Origin of the sequence: Streptomyces dioscori (assembly GCF_003024195.1) — a bacterium.
GTDB lineage: Bacteria > Actinomycetota > Actinomycetes > Streptomycetales > Streptomycetaceae > Streptomyces > Streptomyces dioscori.
Genome location: NZ_KZ679039.1, coordinates 15,836 through 30,942, shown reverse-complemented (window position 1 = coordinate 30,942; position 15,107 = coordinate 15,836). Strand labels below are relative to the sequence as shown.

Here is a 15,107-nt window from a genome sequence, read left to right as displayed (position 1 = left end):
CGAGCCCCGCGGATCGGTTCACGCCTCCGCGAGAAGTTTCCGGAATCTCTCATTCACCTTAGGAACCGCCGCATCACCTCGACAGGCCTCGACAGGCCTCGACAGGCCTCGACAGGCCTTGACAGGCACCCACCGAGACCATCACCCTTTCACTACTCAATTAGTGAAAGGGTGATGGTCGCGTGGTCGAGTACCGCATCGACCGGCGCAGCGGTGTCGCCACCTACGTCCAGATCGTCCAGCAGACGAAGCAGGCACTGCGCCTGGGCGTCCTCGAACCGGGCGACAAGCTCCCCACGGCCCGCGAGGTCGTGGAGGCCACCGCGATTAATCCGAACACCGTCCTCAAGGCCTACCGCGAGCTGGAACGTGAGGGCCTGGTCGAGGCACGACGCGGCATCGGCACCTTCGTGCGGCGCTCCCTGGGCTCCGCACCCGCCGACCACACCGCCCTGCGCTCGAAGCTGACGGCCTGGCTGGACGAGGCACGCAAGGAAGGTCTGGAGCGCGAGGACATCTCCGCGCTCTTCACCTCCGTACTGGACGAGAAGTGCCCTGAGGGGGAGCGATGAACAGGGACGGCGAAGGGACCGCGCTCGAAGCGGTCGGGCTCGGCAAGCGGTACCGGCGCAGGCGGGGACCTGTACTACAGGACTGCTCGTTCCACCTGCCCGCGGGGCGGATCTGCGCCCTGGTCGGGCCCAACGGCACGGGTAAATCGACTCTCCTCGCGTTGGCCGCGGGTCTGATACGCCCCACCGAGGGCACGCTGAAGGTCCTCGGTACGACTCCCGCCCGAGCGCGTGAACGTTTCGCCTACGTCGCGCAGGCCAAGCCGCTGCCGCCCCAGCTCACGGTCGCCGCCACCCTCCGCCTCGGCGCCGAACTGAACCGCGCCCGCTGGGACCGGGAGGCCGCGGAACGGATCGCGTACGGGCCGGTGTACGCGAACCCGTACGCGGACCCGTACGGGGAGGAGTCCGGGTCCGCGTACGGGGACATGCATGGGGAGGCCGCTGCGGATCCGGTGCCGGGCGTGGGGCCGGGCGTGGGGCCGAACCTGGTGCCGGGCGTGGTCCGGGAGGGCGGCCTCCACCCCCGCGACCGGATCCGCTCGCTCTCCGGCGGCCAGCGGACCCGGGTCGCCCTCGCCCTGGCCTTCGGCAAACGGCCCGAGCTGATGCTGCTGGACGAGCCGATGGCCGACCTCGACCCGCTGGCCCGCCGCGAACTCCTCGGAGCCCTGCTGGGCGAGGCCGCCGAGCACGGCACGACCATCGTGATGTCCTCGCACGTCGTCGCCGAACTGGAGGGCGTCTGCGACCACCTGTTCCTCATGGGCGGCGGCCGGATCAGGCTCGGCGGCGACCCCGAACAGCTGCTCGCCGCGCACACCCTGCTGACCGGCCCGGCCCGCGACCTCTCGGGCCACACCGTCGTCGAGTCGCACGGTACGGGGCGCCAGCTCACCGCGCTGATCCGCACGGACGGGCCGAACAGCCCGCCCACCGACGGCTGGGAGACCGCCGCGCCCTCCCTGGAAGAGCTGCTCCTGGCCCATCTGCGCAATCCCGAGGCACCGGACCTGTTCACCGAGGAGACCGGCGGGACCGGGACAGCCGACATGACCGACGTGACCGACGTGACCGACGTGACCGGTGAGGAGAACGCGCGCCCATGACGACTCTCCTCGCCTCCACACGTCCGGCCCCGGTCCGGGTCCCAGGGGCCGCTCTCGGGCTCGCCCGCTCCGTCGTACGGCTGCACCGGTCGGCGCTGTGGTTCTGGCTGCTGCTGATGGTGGCCCTCGCGGCCACGATGCTGTGGGCGTACGGGCCGGGTTACGGGACCGCCTCCGCGGACGTCCAGGACCAGTGCCGCAGGGACATCGAGGCCTGCCACTTCCCCGGCGGCCCCTGGCTGAGCCGGTACAGCACGGCCGTGGCCCTCACCACCCTCGTCGTCGCCTTCCTCCCCCTCCTCGTCGCCGCCTGGGCGGGCGCGGCCCTCGTCGGTCGCGAACTGGAGAACGGCACAGCGCATCTCGCCTGGACCCAGTCCGTCTCCCCGGCCCGCTGGCTCGCCGCGAAACTCGCCGTCCCCGCGCTGCTGGTCAGCGTGGGCACGGCTCTGCTGATCCCCCTGCACCGCCTGATGTGGGACGGCGGCGAGAACCTGCTGTGGACGGACTGGTTCGACGCGTACGGCTTTCGCTCCAACGGCACCGTCGCCGTCGCGTACGCCCTCTGCGGTCTGGCCGTCGGCGTCCTCGCGGGCCTGGTCACCGGCCGAACGCTGCCCGCCCTGGGCGTCGCCGTCGCCGTCATGTTCGCCATCACCCATCTGGGTGATCAGTACCGGCCGAGTATGTGGCCCACGGTCACGGTCACCGGTGCCGCGTCCCTGAGCCTGCCGGACAAGGCCCTCCAGCTCGACCGCGGGGTGATCACCGACGAGGGCGTCCGCATCGGCAACAACATGGCCTGCACCACCGCCGACAGCAGTGTCGCCGACCTGCGGAGCTGCCTGGCCCACAACGACCTCGCCGACGTCTGGGCCACCTATCACCCGCAGTCCCACTTCTGGCCTCTGCAGCTCACCGAGACCGGGATCGTCCTCGCGGTCGCCGCCCTCGCGGCCACCGCCTCGTTCGTCCTGCTCCGCCGTCGTACCGCTGCCTCGGGAGCCGCCGTATGAACACCGGACCGTCACTGAACACCGGACCGTCACTGAACAGCGGACTGTCACTGCGCACCGGACTGTCACTGCGTACCGGACTGCCGTGGACCGTGCTGCGGCTGCACCGCGCGGCGCTGATCGTGTGGGGCGCGTTCCTGCTGGCCGCCCTCGGCACGCTGGTGTGGCAGGTCGAGGTGACGGCGGACTCCGTACGGGAGGGAATGTCCGCGTGCGCACGGACCGGCGGTCTCTGCCGGCGCCAGGCCGTGATCCATTACGGCGGGGGCATCAGCTGGGCCTCCACGCTCGTCTACTACAGCTTCTTCGCCGTGGCCGCGTTCGCCGGCGGCGCGCTGGTGGGGCGTGAGCTGGAGAACGGCACCGCCGAGCTGGCCTGGACGCAGTCGGTCTCCCCGACGAGCTGGCTGGCCGCCAAGCTCGCGGTGCCCGCGCTGCTGCTGGTGGCAGGCGGGACGGTGTTCGTCCTCGTGTTCCGCTGGGCCTGGGCGGCCGACCGGGACCTGATGGGCGACGACTGGACGTTCAACGACGTGTTCGCCGCGCGAGGGCCGGCGCTGGTCGCGTACGGGCTGTGCGGGCTGGGGGTGGGGGCGCTCGCCGGGGTCGTGCTGCGGCGGTCGCTGCCGGCGGTGGGTGTCGCTTGCGCGGGCATGTACGTGGTCAACCACAACCTGGAGGAGCACCGGGGGGATCTCTGGCCGACGGCTGCGAACGGGCTGCATCCCGAGTCGCACTACTGGCCGATGCATCTGGTCGAGACCGGGGTCGTGCTCGGGGTCGCCGTGGTTGCCACGGGGGCTGCGTTCTTTGTGCTTCGGCGCCGTACGGGGTGAGGGCCGGATGTGTGTGCCGGTCCGGTGGGGGCTTGTCGCGCCGTTCCCCGCGCCCCTAGAAGCCAGAGGCAACAGACTGCGCCGTTCCCCGCGCCCCTGAAAGCAAAAGACTGCGCCGTTCCCCGCGCCCCCAGGAGCCAAAGACAACAGACTGCGCCGTTCCCCGCGCCCCTGAGAGCGAAAGCCTGCTGCGTTCTCCGCGCGCCTGGAGGCGAAGGCTGAAGATTGCGCCGTTCCCCGCGCCCCTATCGGGGGGGGGACGGCCCCTCCGGCGGGGGTCGGGGCATAGTCGTCCGCCATGTAGACGTCGGGGGGCCTCCCCCCGATATCCCGCACGTCATGTCGCCGTAACCAGTGATTCAGACTGGCTTGCGACCCTCGGGCAATGAACCCCCGTCCGCCCGAGCCCTCGCCTCCGCCGGAGCGCGAGCCCTCCTCCCGGAGGAGGAACGGAAGCCCGCACCTCCTCGCGGCGCTTCCGCCCGCTCTCTCCGACGCGCCTGTTTCCGGCCCGGCACGGAAGAATGGGTTCATGAACCAGCCCAATGCACAGGCGCAGGTCCAGCACCCGCAGCCGTCCGTCGGTTCCATAGCCGCGCACCGCCCGCACACCGTGGCGGCGAACGTCTCCGACCTGGAGCCCGACCTCGACGCCGACCTCGACGAGTACGAGGATCTGGTGCAGGACGGCGTCCAGCTTCCGCAGGGCCGGTTCCTCGACCGGGAGCGCAGTTGGCTCGCGTTCAACGAACGGGTCCTCGAACTCGCCGAGGATCCGAACACGCCCCTTCTCGAACGGGCGAAATTCCTGGCGATCTTCGCCAGCAACCTGGACGAGTTCTTCATGGTCCGGGTGGCCGGTCTGAAGCGGCGCATCGCCACCGGCGTGGCCACCCGCTCGGCCTCGGGCCTGCAGCCCCGCGAGGTGCTGGAGATGATCTGGGCCCGCTCGCGCGAGCTCATGGCCCGGCACGCCGCCTGCTACCAGGAGGACGTGGCGCCGCAGCTCGCGGAGGAGGGCATCCACCTCGTCCGCTGGAGCGAGCTGTCCGAGAAGGAGCAGGCGCGCCTCTTCACGCTCTTCCGGCACCAGATCTTCCCGGTCCTGACCCCCCTCGCGGTCGACCCGGCGCACCCCTTCCCGTACATCTCGGGTCTGTCGCTTAACCTCGCGGTCGTCGTGCGCAACCCGGTCTCCGGGCACCGCCACTTCGCGCGCGTGAAGGTGCCGCCGCTGCTCTCCCGCTTCCTGGAGGCCTCCCCGAACCGCTTCGTCCCCATCGAGGATGTCATCGCGGCCCATCTGGAGGAGCTCTTCCCCGGCATGGAGGTGTTGGAGCACCACACGTTCCGCCTCACCAGGAACGAGGACCTGGAGGTCGAGGAGGACGACGCCGAGAACCTCCTCCAGGCCTTGGAGAAGGAACTCATGCGGCGCCGCTTCGGCCCGCCGGTGCGCCTGGAGGTCGAGGAGTCCATCGACCGGTACGTACTGGACCTGCTGGTGAGAGAGCTGAAGATCTCCGAGGCGGAGGTCTATCCGCTCCCCGGCCCTCTGGACCTCACCGGTCTTTTCGGCATCGGCGCCCTCGACCGCCCCGAGCTGAAGTTCCCGAAGTTCATCGCGGGCACCCACCGCGATCTCGCGGAGGTCGAGTCGGCGTCCCCGCCCGACATCTTCGCGGCCCTGCGCGAGCGCGACGTCCTGCTGCACCACCCGTACGACTCGTTCTCCACCTCCGTCCAGGCGTTCCTGGAGCAGGCAGCGACGGACCCGGACGTACTGGCCATCAAGCAGACGCTGTACCGCACCTCGGGCGACTCCCCCATCGTGGACGCCCTCATCGACGCCGCCGAATCCGGCAAGCAGGTCCTTGTCCTCGTCGAGATCAAGGCACGCTTCGACGAGCAGGCCAACATCAAGTGGGCCCGTAAACTGGAGGAGTCGGGCTGCCACGTGGTCTACGGCCTCGTCGGCCTCAAGACCCACTGCAAGCTGTCGCTCGTGGTGCGCCAGGAGGGCGACACCCTGCGCCGCTACAGCCACGTCGGCACGGGCAACTACCACCCCAAGACCGCCCGCCTGTACGAGGACCTGGGACTCCTGACCGCCGACCCACAGGTGGGCGCGGACCTCTCCGACCTCTTCAACCGGCTCTCCGGCTACTCCCGCCGCGAGACCTACCGCCGTCTGCTCGTCGCGCCCAAATCCCTGCGCGACGGCCTGATAGCGCGCATCAACAAGGAGGTCCAGCACCACCGTGCCGGACGTCCCGCCCATGTCCGCATCAAGGTCAACTCGATGGTGGACGAGGCACTCATCGACTCGCTCTACCGCGCCTCCCAGGCCGGCGTACCGGTCGACGTCTGGGTACGCGGAATCTGCGCGGTACGACCGGGAGTCACGGGCCTGTCGGAGAACATCCGCGTACGGTCCGTCCTCGGCCGCTTCCTCGAACACTCCCGGGTCTTCGGCTTCGGCAACGGCGGCGAGCCCGAGGTGTGGATAGGCAGCGCCGACATGATGCACCGCAACCTCGACCGGCGTATCGAAGCCCTGGTGAGGATCACCGACCCGGCCCACCGGTCGGCCCTCAACCGGCTGTTCGAGACCGGCATGTCCGACACCACTTCCTCCTGGCACCTCGGCCCCGACGGCGAATGGACCCGGCACGCGACCGACGCCGAGGGCCAGCCCCTGCGCAACGTCCAGGAGATGCTCATAGACGCCCGGAGGCGCCGGCGTGGCACAGCAACACCTTGACCCGACGGCCGGACCCGTGGCCGGGGACGCCCTCGCGGCATACCTCCGGGCCCAGGCCACGGAGTTCCTCCGCGCGCTGCGCCAGCACCGGGAGACCGGTGGCGCGGCAGGTGGGGGTCCCCCCGCGCGAGCGCAGTCGAGCGTGGGGGACAACGGCTCGAAGGAGGCCGTGGACGCGGCGCGCTCCCTGCGCCGCTCGGCCCGCCGCATCAGCGGCACCCTGCACACCTTCCGGCCCCTCCTCGACGAGGGCTGGTCGGAGACCATGCGCCCCGAACTGGCCTGGCTCTCGGGAACCCTGGCCCGCGAACACGCGTACGGGGCCCGGCAGGAGCGGCTGCTCGCGGCACTGCACCGGCTGTCCGGATCGGCGGCGTTCCCCGCGCAGGCCACCTCCGACGTACGGCGGGAGAAGAGCCAGCTGACCGTCGGCGCGGCCAAGGCGGGCGCCCTCCTGGAGCGCCAGCTGACCCTCGCCCGCACCCGCGCGCACTCGGCCGCGCTCCAGGCCCTGGGTTCCAGCCGCTTCCACGCCGTCGCCGACAACGTCGCCGTACTGGCCAGCGAGGTCCCGCTCACCGCGGCCGCGACGACGGCCGTGACCACCGCGACGGCCGACGCGGCTTCCGCCGGGCTCAAGCCGCTGGCCGCCGCCGCGGAGGACCGCCTCCGCGACGCCGTCACCGGACTGCCCCTGGTCACCGCGGGCCACCCCTACAACTCGGAGGCCCTCGTGCACGGCCTCTCCGCCGACACGGCCCCGCAGCCCCAGGACGCCCCCTGGCACCAGGTACGCCTCCTGCTGCGCCTGCACCGCTACGCACGCGAGGTCCTGTTCGGCGACGAAGTCCTCCTCGACGTCCGTCTGTTGAACGCGGGCAAGGCCCTGGACCGGCACCGCGACGCGGCGGAGGCGGCCGCGGCGGCGGCCTCGGCGGCCCGCACCCCGCGGATCGCACCTGCGACGGCGTACGCGCTCGGGGTGCTCCACGCCGACCAGCGGCACGAAGTGGAAGCGGCCAGGTTCACGTTTCAGCGGGCCTGGATGAGGGAGACGGTCGGCACTCCGTGACGGCTTGACCGACGGATGCCGCAACTCGCGATCGGAGGCCCAGTGCACTCGAACGGAAACCCGCTGTCCGTGGACGAAGACCCGGTGCTCGCGGCGGGCTGCGTCCTGTGGCGCCGCTCACCGGCCGACGGCGAGCTGCAGATCTGCCTGGTCCACCGGCCGAAGTACGACGACTGGTCGCACCCGAAGGGCAAGCTGAAGTCCGGCGAGGACACGCTCGCCGCGGCGCTGCGCGAGGTCGAGGAGGAGACCGGGCACCGGTGTGCGCCGGGGCCGCGGCTGACCACCCTCTGCTATGTGGCGAACGAGCGGCCCAAGCAGGTCAGTTACTGGGCCGCCGAGGAGACGGGGGGTGCGTTCGTGCCCAACCGTGAGGTGGATCGTGTGCTGTGGCTTTCGCCTGCGGAGGCCCGTACGAGGGTTACGCAGCCGCGGGACCGGGAGCTGGTGGACGAGCTGCTGGCGGTCCTGCGGCGCGTGTAGCACTGCGTGGGGCTGCACTGCGTGCGGCTCTGGGTGGGCGCGTGGTCGGCTGCGGGTGCGTCGTGGCTGGTCGCGCCGTTCCCCGCGCCCCTAAAAGCGACAAGATTGCGCCGTTCCCCGCGCCCCTTGGAACCGACAAGATTGCGCCGTTCCCCGCGCCCCTAAAAGATCGCGGCCCTGGAAGAGCGCGTCTCACTGGAGTGCGGTCAGGTGGTTCTGGGCGTCCGTGCGGGCCAGGCTGCGGGCTCTTCTTGCCGGGCCGCTCCAGCCGCAGGTGCATCGCGCCAGGCAGAACGGGCCCCGCTCGATCGTCGTCGTCCGGTGTTCCAGGGGAGTGATCTCTTCCTGCTGCGCCACGTGCCCCACCGTACCGATGCCGGGTAAACGCTTCCCCATGCCCGGCGTGCGCGTGACAACACCCCCCACCGGTCGTTAAGCGGAACGACACGAGGCCCGCCCAAGGACGTCCCGGCTGGGGGTAGCAGGCGATGGTGGAGCGGCAGCGAAAACGAGCGGACGGTGCGGTCGCCCTGGCCGCCGCGGCGACGGGGCTACTGCTCTGCGCCACCGGATGCTCGGGCGGTGGTACCGCCTCCGACGACGCCCGGACCGCCGAGGACCCCGTCGAAGTGCTCCACGGAGCAGCCGGAAACCTGGTCAGCGCCGGTACGTCCAAGGCGCGTACGTCCATGGAGATGGCGACCGGCGGCACCCGCGTGACCATCCGCGGCGAGGGTGTCTACGACTTCGCGGACCAGGTGGGCCGGCTGAAGGTACTCCTCCCGCAGGACCCGGGCGGCGCCGACGGCCACCGCCCCATCACCGAACTGCTCGCACCGGGCGCGCTCTACATGAAGAACCGCGGCGCGGGCGTGCCCACCGACAAGTGGGTACGCGTCAATACAGCCACACTCTCCGACGGGAACCTGGTCACGGGCGGTGCGACCGATCCGTTCGCCGCCGCGGAACTGCTGCTGGGCGCGCGCACGGCGGCGTACATGGGCAGGACGTCGGTCGCGGGCACGCCCGTACGGCACTACCGGGGTACCGCCGACCTCACACTGGCCGCGCGCGATGCCTCGGCGGGCAACCGGGAGGCGCTGCGGGCGGCGGCGAAAGGCTTCGCCACGGCGACGGTCCCCTTCGACGTCTACCTCGACGAACAGGGCCGTATCCGCAAGGTCCGCCACCGGTTCAGCTTCGTGAACGGGCAGCAGAAGGACACGGTCGCGGTGGCCTCCACGACGCTGCTGTACGACTTCGGAGCCGCGGTGGACGTACGCCTGCCGAAGACGAAGGACATCTTCGCCGGACGGATCGCCGAGTGAGGGAACGACGGTGGGCGGGGCCGGAAATGGTCCGTTGGTGCCATGCGCTGTCCGTGGGCCGCTCCCTACTCTAGGAAGTCGGTAACGGCAGGAAGAGGTGATGCACGTGGCTCCGGCGCGCGGTACGGCAGTTCAGGACCACGTGGCCCTGGCCGAGATCGAGCTGTGCGGCGACCTGATCATCGCGGCCTCGGCCGCCCGAGAGGACCGCCTCAGCCCGGACCAGATCGACAAGGTCCTCAAGGTGGCCGAAGAACGCTTCCCGCAACAAAGAACAGAAGACCCCACCAACTGACCTGACCTGCCCCACCCAGGGGCGCCCCTTCAGGGGCGCGGGGAACGGCGCAGTCTTTCGTCTCTCAGGGGCGCGGGGAACGGCGCAGTCTTTTCGTCCTGAGGGACGCGAGGGCCGGCGCATCATTTCCGGCCCCCGCCCGGCCACGGCTCACGTACGCAACAGCCGAGCAATCGCCTTGGTCGCCTCCTCCACCTTCGCGTCGACCTCGGCACCCCCCTTGACCGCCGCGTCAGCGACACAGTGCCGAAGATGCTCCTCCAGAAGCTGCAGCGCGAACGACTGCAACGCCTTCGTGGAGGCGGAGACCTGCGTGAGTATGTCGATGCAGTAGACGTCCTCGTCGACCATCCGCTGCAGCCCCCGCACCTGCCCCTCGATCCGCCGCAGCCGCTTGAGGTGCTCGTCCTTCTGTTTGTGGTAGCCGTGGATCCCGCGATCGTGGTCGGTCACGATCTCCGCGCCGCCGGCTTCCGCCGCACCCGTCTCCCCGGAGGGCGCCGTCGCGCCGGCCTCGGTGGTCGTCATCGCGTCCTCCTGCTGACTGATACCCCTACCGGGTATATCGTAACGAACTTTGCTGGGTATAGGGCCCTTGGCAGATGCCCTCGCGGGACCCCGTGCTGATCACTGTGCCCGATGGGCGACACTGGGGGGCGGCCGGTTAGCCGTGGCCGGATGATGCGCCTAGCATCAGCCTGACCGACACCGAAGCAATCCGAGGACCCCACGTGCGATTTCGTCTGACCCCCAGGGAGACGAGCTTCTACGACATGTTCGCCGCTTCCGCGGACAACATCGTCACGGGCTCCAAGCTCCTGATGGAACTGCTCGGGGCGGACTCGTCCGGCCGAGCCGAGATCGCAGAGCGTATGCGGGCCGCGGAACACGCCGGTGACGACGCAACGCACGCGATCTTCCACCAGCTGAACTCCTCGTTCATCACGCCGTTCGACCGCGAGGACATCTACAACCTCGCCTCGTCCCTCGACGACATCATGGACTTCATGGAGGAGGCCGTCGACCTGGTCGTCCTCTACAACGTGGAGGAACTGCCCAAGGGCGTCGAGCAGCAGATCGAGGTACTGGCCCGGGCGGCGGAGCTGACCGCCGAGGCCATGCCGAACCTGCGCACGATGGACAACCTCACCGAGTACTGGATCGAGGTCAACCGTCTGGAGAACCAGGCCGACCAGATCCACCGCAAGCTGCTGGCAATGCTCTTCAACGGCAAGTACGAGGCCATCGAAGTGCTGAAGCTCAAGCAGATCGTGGACGTCCTCGAAGAGGCCGCCGACGCGTTCGAGCACGTGGCCAACACGGTGGAGACCATCGCGGTCAAGGAGTCCTGACCCCTTCATGGACACCTTCGCCTTGATCGTGACCATCGGTGTCGCGCTCGGATTCACCTATACCAACGGCTTCCACGACTCCGCGAACGCCATCGCCACCTCCGTGTCCACGCGCGCGCTGACGCCGCGTGCGGCACTCGCGATGGCCGCCGTGATGAACCTCGCCGGCGCCTTCATGGGCAGCGGGGTCGCCAAGACAGTCAGCGAAGGCCTGATCGAGACACCGCACGGCAACCGGGGCATGTGGATCCTGTTCGCCGCGCTGGTGGGCGCGATCGTGTGGAACCTCGTCACCTGGTACTTCGGCCTGCCGTCCTCCTCCTCCCACGCGCTGTTCGGCGGCATGGTGGGCGCGGCGCTCGCCGGCGGCATCGATGTCATCTGGTCCGGCGTCCTGGAGAAGGTCGTCATCCCGATGTTCATCTCCCCGGTCGTCGGTCTGATCGCCGGCTATCTGGTGATGTGCGCGATCATGTGGCTCTTCCGCCGTTCCAACCCGCACAAGGCGAAGCGCGGTTTCCGTATCGCGCAGACCGTGTCGGCGGCGGGTATGGCTCTGGGCCACGGCCTCCAGGACGCCCAGAAGACGATGGGCATCGTGGTGATGGCCCTGGTCATCTCGGACGTCGAGGAAGCGGGCGACCCGATTCCGGTCTGGGTCAAGATCGCGTGCGCGGTGATGCTGTCGCTGGGTACGTACGCCGGTGGGTGGCGCATCATGCGTACGCTCGGGCGGAAGATCATCGAGCTGGATCCTCCGCAGGGGTTCGCGGCGGAGACGACGGGTGCGTCGCTGATGTTCACGACGGCGTTCATCTTCCACGCGCCGATCTCCACGACTCATGTCATCACTTCGGCGATCATGGGTGTGGGGGCCACGAAGCGGGTGAACGCGGTGCGGTGGGGTGTCGCGAAGAACATCATCCTCGGCTGGTTCATCACGATGCCGGCGGCGGCACTGGTAGCGGCAACGAGCTTCTGGCTCGTGGACGTGGCGTTCCTGTAACCACCTTCTCCGCCCCCGCCGCCCTTACCCTTCCCGTCACTGACTCGGGGGCGCCGCCCCCGGACCCCCGGTCCTCAAACGCCGGACGGGCTGAAAGATGTCTTTCAGCCCGTCCGGCGTTTGAGGACAAAGAGGGCGAGGGGCGCAGCCCCATGCAGTGACAGGAAGGGCAAGGGCGGCGGGGGCGAGAAAAAGCCAACGGGCCCACCCCCCGGCGCAAGCGCCGGGAAGCGGGCCCTATCGGTCCCCGCGGTGGCACCGCCATGCAGCACCGCGAGGGGTCTACGCCACGGACGGGCTCAGCCGAACCGCCCCGAGATGTAGTCCTCGGTGGCCTGCACGGACGGGTTCGAGAAGATCCGCTCGGTGTCGTCGATCTCGATGAGCTTCCCGGGCTGCCCGACCGCGGACAGGTTGAAGAACGCCGTCCGGTCGGAGACGCGCGCGGCCTGCTGCATGTTGTGCGTCACGATGACGATCGTGAAGCGCTCCTTCAGCTCACCGATCAGGTCCTCGATGGCCAGCGTCGAGATCGGGTCGAGCGCCGAGCACGGCTCGTCCATGAGCAGCACCTTCGGCTCGACGGCGATCGCCCGCGCGATGCACAGTCGCTGCTGCTGACCGCCGGAGAGCCCGGACCCCGGCTTGTTCAGCCGGTCCTTGACCTCGTTCCAGAGGTTCGCGCCCTTGAGCGACTTCTCCACGATGTCGCCCAGCTCGGACTTCTTGTAGCTGCCGTTGAGCCGCAGCCCCGCCGCCACGTTGTCGAAGACCGACATGGTGGGGAAGGGGTTCGGACGCTGGAAGACCATGCCGACCTCGCGCCGCACCGACACCGGGTCGATCCCGGCGCCGTACAGGTTCTCGTCGTCGAGCATGACCTTGCCCTCGACGCGGCCGCCCGGTGTCACCTCGTGCATCCGGTTGAGGGTGCGCAGGAACGTGGACTTTCCGCAGCCGGAGGGGCCGATGAAGGCCGTCACCGAGCGGGGTTCGATGGCCATCGAGATGTCCTCGATGGCTCGGAACGAGCTGTAGTAGGCGCTGAGGCCGCTGACGTCGATTCGCTTGGCCATGGGGATCACTGCTTCTTTCGAGGGGGAAAACTGGTCGCTGTCTGGCCGCGTCAGCGACCGGTCTTGGGGGCCTTCCAGCGGGCGATGCCGCGAGCCGCCAAGTTGAGGATCATCACGAACGCGATCAGCGTGAGCGCCGCCGCCCAGGCCCGGTCGTACGCCGCACCGGAGCCGCCGCTGTTCGCGTACTGCTGGTAGATGTACATCGGGAGCGAGGCCTGCGGGCCGTCGAAGGGGTCCGTGTTGATGAAGGTCGAACCCCACACCAGCAGCAGTACCGGAGCGGTCTCACCGGTGATGCGGGCGATCGCGAGCATCACACCGGTGGTGATACCGCCGATGGAGGTCGGGAGCACCACCTTGGTGATGGTGCGCCACTTCGGCACGCCCAGCGCCAGCGAGGCCTCGCGGAGCTCGTTCGGGACGAGCTTGAGCATCTCCTCGGTGGAGCGGACGATCACGGGCAGCATGAGGATGGTCAGGGCCATCGCGCCGGCGAACCCGGAGTAGCCCATGTCCAGGATGATGATCCAGAAGCTGAGGACGAACAGGCCCGCGACGATCGACGGGATGCCCGTCATGACGTCGACGAAGAAGGTGACGGCCTGGGCGAGCCTGCCGCGCCCGTACTCGACGAGGTAGATCGCGGTCAGGATGCCGATCGGCACGGAGATCACCGTGGCGATGCCGACCTGCTCCAGCGTGCCGAGGATCGCGTGGTAGATGCCTCCGCCGGGCTCGGTGTCGGTCACCAGACCCATCGAGTGGGTGAGGAAGTAGACGTCGAGGACCTTCACACCGCGCTTGACGGTCTCCCAGATGAGCGAGACCAGCGGAATGACGGCGAGCAGGAACGCGACCCAGACGAGGCTGGTCGCGACCCGGTCCTTGGCCTGCCGTTTACCCTCGACCTTCGCGGCGATGCCGTACGACGCGGCCACGAAGAAGACCGCGGCCATCAGACCCCACTGGATCTTGCTGTCCAGTCCGGCCGCGGCGCTGATGCCGAGACCGAGGGCGATCGAGCCGGCCGCGATCGCGTACGGGCTCCACTTGGGCAGTGTCGCGCCCTGCAGGGAGCTGGGGCGCCTGTCGTTCACTGTCTGGCTCATGCGTTGGCCCCCGAGTACTCCGCGCGGCGGGCGATGATCATGCGGGCGCCACCGTTGACCAGCAGGGTGATGACGAACAGCACCAGACCGGAGGCGATGAGCGCGTCACGGCCCATCTCGCTGGCCTCGCTGAACTTGCTGGCGATGTTCTGGGCGAAGGTGCCGCCGCCCGGGTCGAGCAGGCTGGCGTTGATCTCGAAGCTCGGGGACAGGACCGTGGCCACCGCCATCGTCTCGCCGAGCGCGCGCCCGAGGCCGAGCATCGACGCGGAGATGACACCGGAGCGGCCGAAGGGCAGCACCGACATGCGGATGACCTCCCAGCGCGTGGCGCCGAGGGCCAGTGCGGCTTCCTGGTGCATCTGCGGAGCCTGCCGGAAGACCTCGCGGCTCACGCTGGTGATGATCGGCAGGATCATGATCGCGAGCAGGATGCCCACGGTGAACAGCGAGCGCGGTGCGCCGCCCTGCCAGTCGAGGATGCCGGTCCAGCCGAAGTAGTCGTCCAGCCAGCCGAAGAGGCCGATCAGCTGCGGTGCGAGGACCAGGGCGCCCCACAGGCCGTACACGATGGACGGCACGGCGGCGAGCAGGTCGATCACGTAGGAGAGGGGACCGCCGAGCCTGCGCGGGGCGTAGTGCGTGATGAACAGGGCGATGCCGACCGCGATCGGGACCGCGATGACCATCGCGATGATCGACGAGATGACCGTGCCGTAGACCAGGACCGCGATGCCGAAGCTCGGCGGTACGGCGGTCGGGTTCCACTCGAAGGTCGTGAGGAAGTTGCTCTCGTCCTTGCTGATCGCGATCACGGAGCGGTACGTGAGGAAGGCCGCGATGGCGGCCATGATCACGAGCAGGAAGATGCCCGACCCGCGGGACAGGCCGAGGAAGACTCGGTCGCCGGGCCGGGTGACCCCGCGGGCCGCGCGCTTCTGCTCGGTCTCGGAGGGTGGGGAGACGGGGGGAGGCGCGTCTGATTTCTTGGTGGATATATCCATGAGGTTCTCCGGTCTGCGGGGCCACACACCGTGTGCGGCCCCAGGCGGCGGTGCACCGGACGGCGCGCGGTCCGGGCCCCGG

At 69.5% G+C, this 15,107-nt stretch carries 16 protein-coding genes; 11 read left to right on the top strand and 5 right to left on the bottom strand.

Translation table 11 applies throughout. The annotated features are described in order from the left end of the window. Positions 1–182: 182 nt before the first annotated feature. The 7 genes from C6Y14_RS04740 (at position 183) to C6Y14_RS04710 (ending at position 7,852) form a co-directional block, all read left to right on the top strand. Positions 183–572, top strand: a complete 390-nt coding sequence (locus tag C6Y14_RS04740; RefSeq protein ID WP_107015233.1) for a GntR family transcriptional regulator — start codon at positions 183–185, stop codon at positions 570–572. Further along, on the top strand, positions 569–1,681 hold the full coding sequence (locus tag C6Y14_RS04735) for an ABC transporter ATP-binding protein (RefSeq protein WP_107015232.1): 1,113 nt from the start codon (positions 569–571) through the stop codon (positions 1,679–1,681). The genes C6Y14_RS04740 and C6Y14_RS04735 overlap by 4 nt, the downstream gene beginning before the upstream one ends. After that, positions 1,678–2,697, top strand: coding sequence for a hypothetical protein (locus tag C6Y14_RS04730; protein ID WP_107015231.1), 1,020 nt, complete (start codon positions 1,678–1,680; stop codon positions 2,695–2,697). The genes C6Y14_RS04735 and C6Y14_RS04730 overlap by 4 nt, the downstream gene beginning before the upstream one ends. After that, positions 2,694–3,533, top strand: coding sequence for a hypothetical protein (locus C6Y14_RS04725; protein ID WP_225890905.1), 840 nt, complete (start codon positions 2,694–2,696; stop codon positions 3,531–3,533). Before C6Y14_RS04730 ends, C6Y14_RS04725 begins: the two co-directional genes overlap by 4 nt. Positions 3,534–3,918: 385 nt before the next feature. Further along, positions 3,919–6,297 (top strand): RNA degradosome polyphosphate kinase, encoded by a 2,379-nt coding sequence (locus C6Y14_RS04720; RefSeq protein WP_107015230.1) that lies wholly within the window; start codon positions 3,919–3,921, stop codon positions 6,295–6,297. Further along, the gene (locus tag C6Y14_RS04715; protein WP_107015229.1) at positions 6,278–7,369 is read left to right on the top strand and encodes a CHAD domain-containing protein; all 1,092 of its coding nucleotides are present in this window, start codon (positions 6,278–6,280) and stop codon (positions 7,367–7,369) included. Before C6Y14_RS04720 ends, C6Y14_RS04715 begins: the two co-directional genes overlap by 20 nt. A 15-nt stretch (positions 7,370–7,384) precedes the next feature. Continuing rightward, on the top strand, positions 7,385–7,852 hold the full coding sequence (locus C6Y14_RS04710; protein WP_199854637.1) for an NUDIX hydrolase: 468 nt from the start codon (positions 7,385–7,387) through the stop codon (positions 7,850–7,852). A gap of 192 nt (positions 7,853–8,044) precedes the next feature. Here the strand turns inward: C6Y14_RS04710 and C6Y14_RS04705 are convergent, their stop codons facing one another. Beyond that, positions 8,045–8,209 carry a hypothetical protein gene (locus C6Y14_RS04705; protein ID WP_199854675.1) on the bottom strand — a complete coding sequence of 55 codons (165 nt, stop codon included), beginning with the start codon at positions 8,207–8,209 and terminating at the stop codon, positions 8,045–8,047. A 131-nt stretch (positions 8,210–8,340) separates the two neighbouring features. On the opposite strand from C6Y14_RS04705, the gene C6Y14_RS04700 reads away from it, so the two are divergent. Continuing rightward, complete coding sequence (locus C6Y14_RS04700; RefSeq protein WP_107015227.1) at positions 8,341–9,180, top strand: hypothetical protein; 840 nt, start codon at positions 8,341–8,343, stop codon at positions 9,178–9,180. A 100-nt stretch (positions 9,181–9,280) separates the two neighbouring features. Further along, complete coding sequence (locus C6Y14_RS04695) at positions 9,281–9,475, top strand: hypothetical protein (RefSeq protein ID WP_107015226.1); 195 nt, start codon at positions 9,281–9,283, stop codon at positions 9,473–9,475. A 150-nt stretch (positions 9,476–9,625) separates the two neighbouring features. Here C6Y14_RS04695 and C6Y14_RS04690 read toward each other — a convergent pair whose 3' ends face one another. Then, positions 9,626–10,003 carry a metal-sensitive transcriptional regulator gene (locus C6Y14_RS04690; protein ID WP_107015225.1) on the bottom strand — a complete coding sequence of 126 codons (378 nt, stop codon included), beginning with the start codon at positions 10,001–10,003 and terminating at the stop codon, positions 9,626–9,628. 203 nt (positions 10,004–10,206) lie between these two features. Here C6Y14_RS04690 and C6Y14_RS04685 point away from each other — a divergent pair, with 203 nt between their 5' ends. Beyond that, entirely contained in the window at positions 10,207–10,827 is a 621-nt protein-coding gene (locus C6Y14_RS04685; protein ID WP_107015224.1) for a DUF47 domain-containing protein, read from the top strand. A gap of 7 nt (positions 10,828–10,834) precedes the next feature. After that, entirely contained in the window at positions 10,835–11,833 is a 999-nt protein-coding gene (locus tag C6Y14_RS04680; RefSeq protein ID WP_107015223.1) for an inorganic phosphate transporter, read from the top strand. A gap of 299 nt (positions 11,834–12,132) precedes the next feature. Here C6Y14_RS04680 and pstB read toward each other — a convergent pair whose 3' ends face one another. Genes pstB through pstC form a run of 3 tightly spaced genes read right to left on the bottom strand, consistent with a single transcriptional unit; the run spans position 12,133 to position 15,025 of the window. Beyond that, positions 12,133–12,909, bottom strand: a complete 777-nt coding sequence (gene pstB, locus C6Y14_RS04675) for a phosphate ABC transporter ATP-binding protein PstB (protein WP_107015222.1) — start codon at positions 12,907–12,909, stop codon at positions 12,133–12,135. A gap of 50 nt (positions 12,910–12,959) precedes the next feature. Continuing rightward, positions 12,960–14,021 carry a phosphate ABC transporter permease PstA gene (gene pstA, locus C6Y14_RS04670; protein ID WP_107015221.1) on the bottom strand — a complete coding sequence of 354 codons (1,062 nt, stop codon included), beginning with the start codon at positions 14,019–14,021 and terminating at the stop codon, positions 12,960–12,962. Beyond that, positions 14,018–15,025, bottom strand: a complete 1,008-nt coding sequence (pstC, locus tag C6Y14_RS04665; protein ID WP_107015220.1) for a phosphate ABC transporter permease subunit PstC — start codon at positions 15,023–15,025, stop codon at positions 14,018–14,020. Before pstC ends, pstA begins: the two co-directional genes overlap by 4 nt. Positions 15,026–15,107: the final 82 nt, after the last annotated feature.

Coding starts and splice junctions, on each gene's coding strand:
- C6Y14_RS04735 (WP_107015232.1), top strand. CDS start 569: ATGAACAGGGACGGCGAAGGGACCGCGCTCGAAGCGGTCGGGCTCGGC.
- C6Y14_RS04730 (WP_107015231.1), top strand. CDS start 1,678: ATGACGACTCTCCTCGCCTCCACACGTCCGGCCCCGGTCCGGGTCCCA.
- C6Y14_RS04725 (WP_225890905.1), top strand. CDS start 2,694: ATGAACACCGGACCGTCACTGAACACCGGACCGTCACTGAACAGCGGA.
- C6Y14_RS04720 (WP_107015230.1), top strand. CDS start 3,919: ATGAACCCCCGTCCGCCCGAGCCCTCGCCTCCGCCGGAGCGCGAGCCC.
- C6Y14_RS04710 (WP_199854637.1), top strand. CDS start 7,385: ATGCCGCAACTCGCGATCGGAGGCCCAGTGCACTCGAACGGAAACCCG.
- C6Y14_RS04700 (WP_107015227.1), top strand. CDS start 8,341: ATGGTGGAGCGGCAGCGAAAACGAGCGGACGGTGCGGTCGCCCTGGCC.
- C6Y14_RS04695 (WP_107015226.1), top strand. CDS start 9,281: ATGCACGTGGCTCCGGCGCGCGGTACGGCAGTTCAGGACCACGTGGCC.
- C6Y14_RS04690 (WP_107015225.1), bottom strand. CDS start 10,003: ATGACGACCACCGAGGCCGGCGCGACGGCGCCCTCCGGGGAGACGGGT.
- C6Y14_RS04680 (WP_107015223.1), top strand. CDS start 10,835: ATGGACACCTTCGCCTTGATCGTGACCATCGGTGTCGCGCTCGGATTC.
- pstB (WP_107015222.1), bottom strand. CDS start 12,909: ATGGCCAAGCGAATCGACGTCAGCGGCCTCAGCGCCTACTACAGCTCG.
- pstA (WP_107015221.1), bottom strand. CDS start 14,021: ATGAGCCAGACAGTGAACGACAGGCGCCCCAGCTCCCTGCAGGGCGCG.
- pstC (WP_107015220.1), bottom strand. CDS start 15,025: ATGGATATATCCACCAAGAAATCAGACGCGCCTCCCCCCGTCTCCCCA.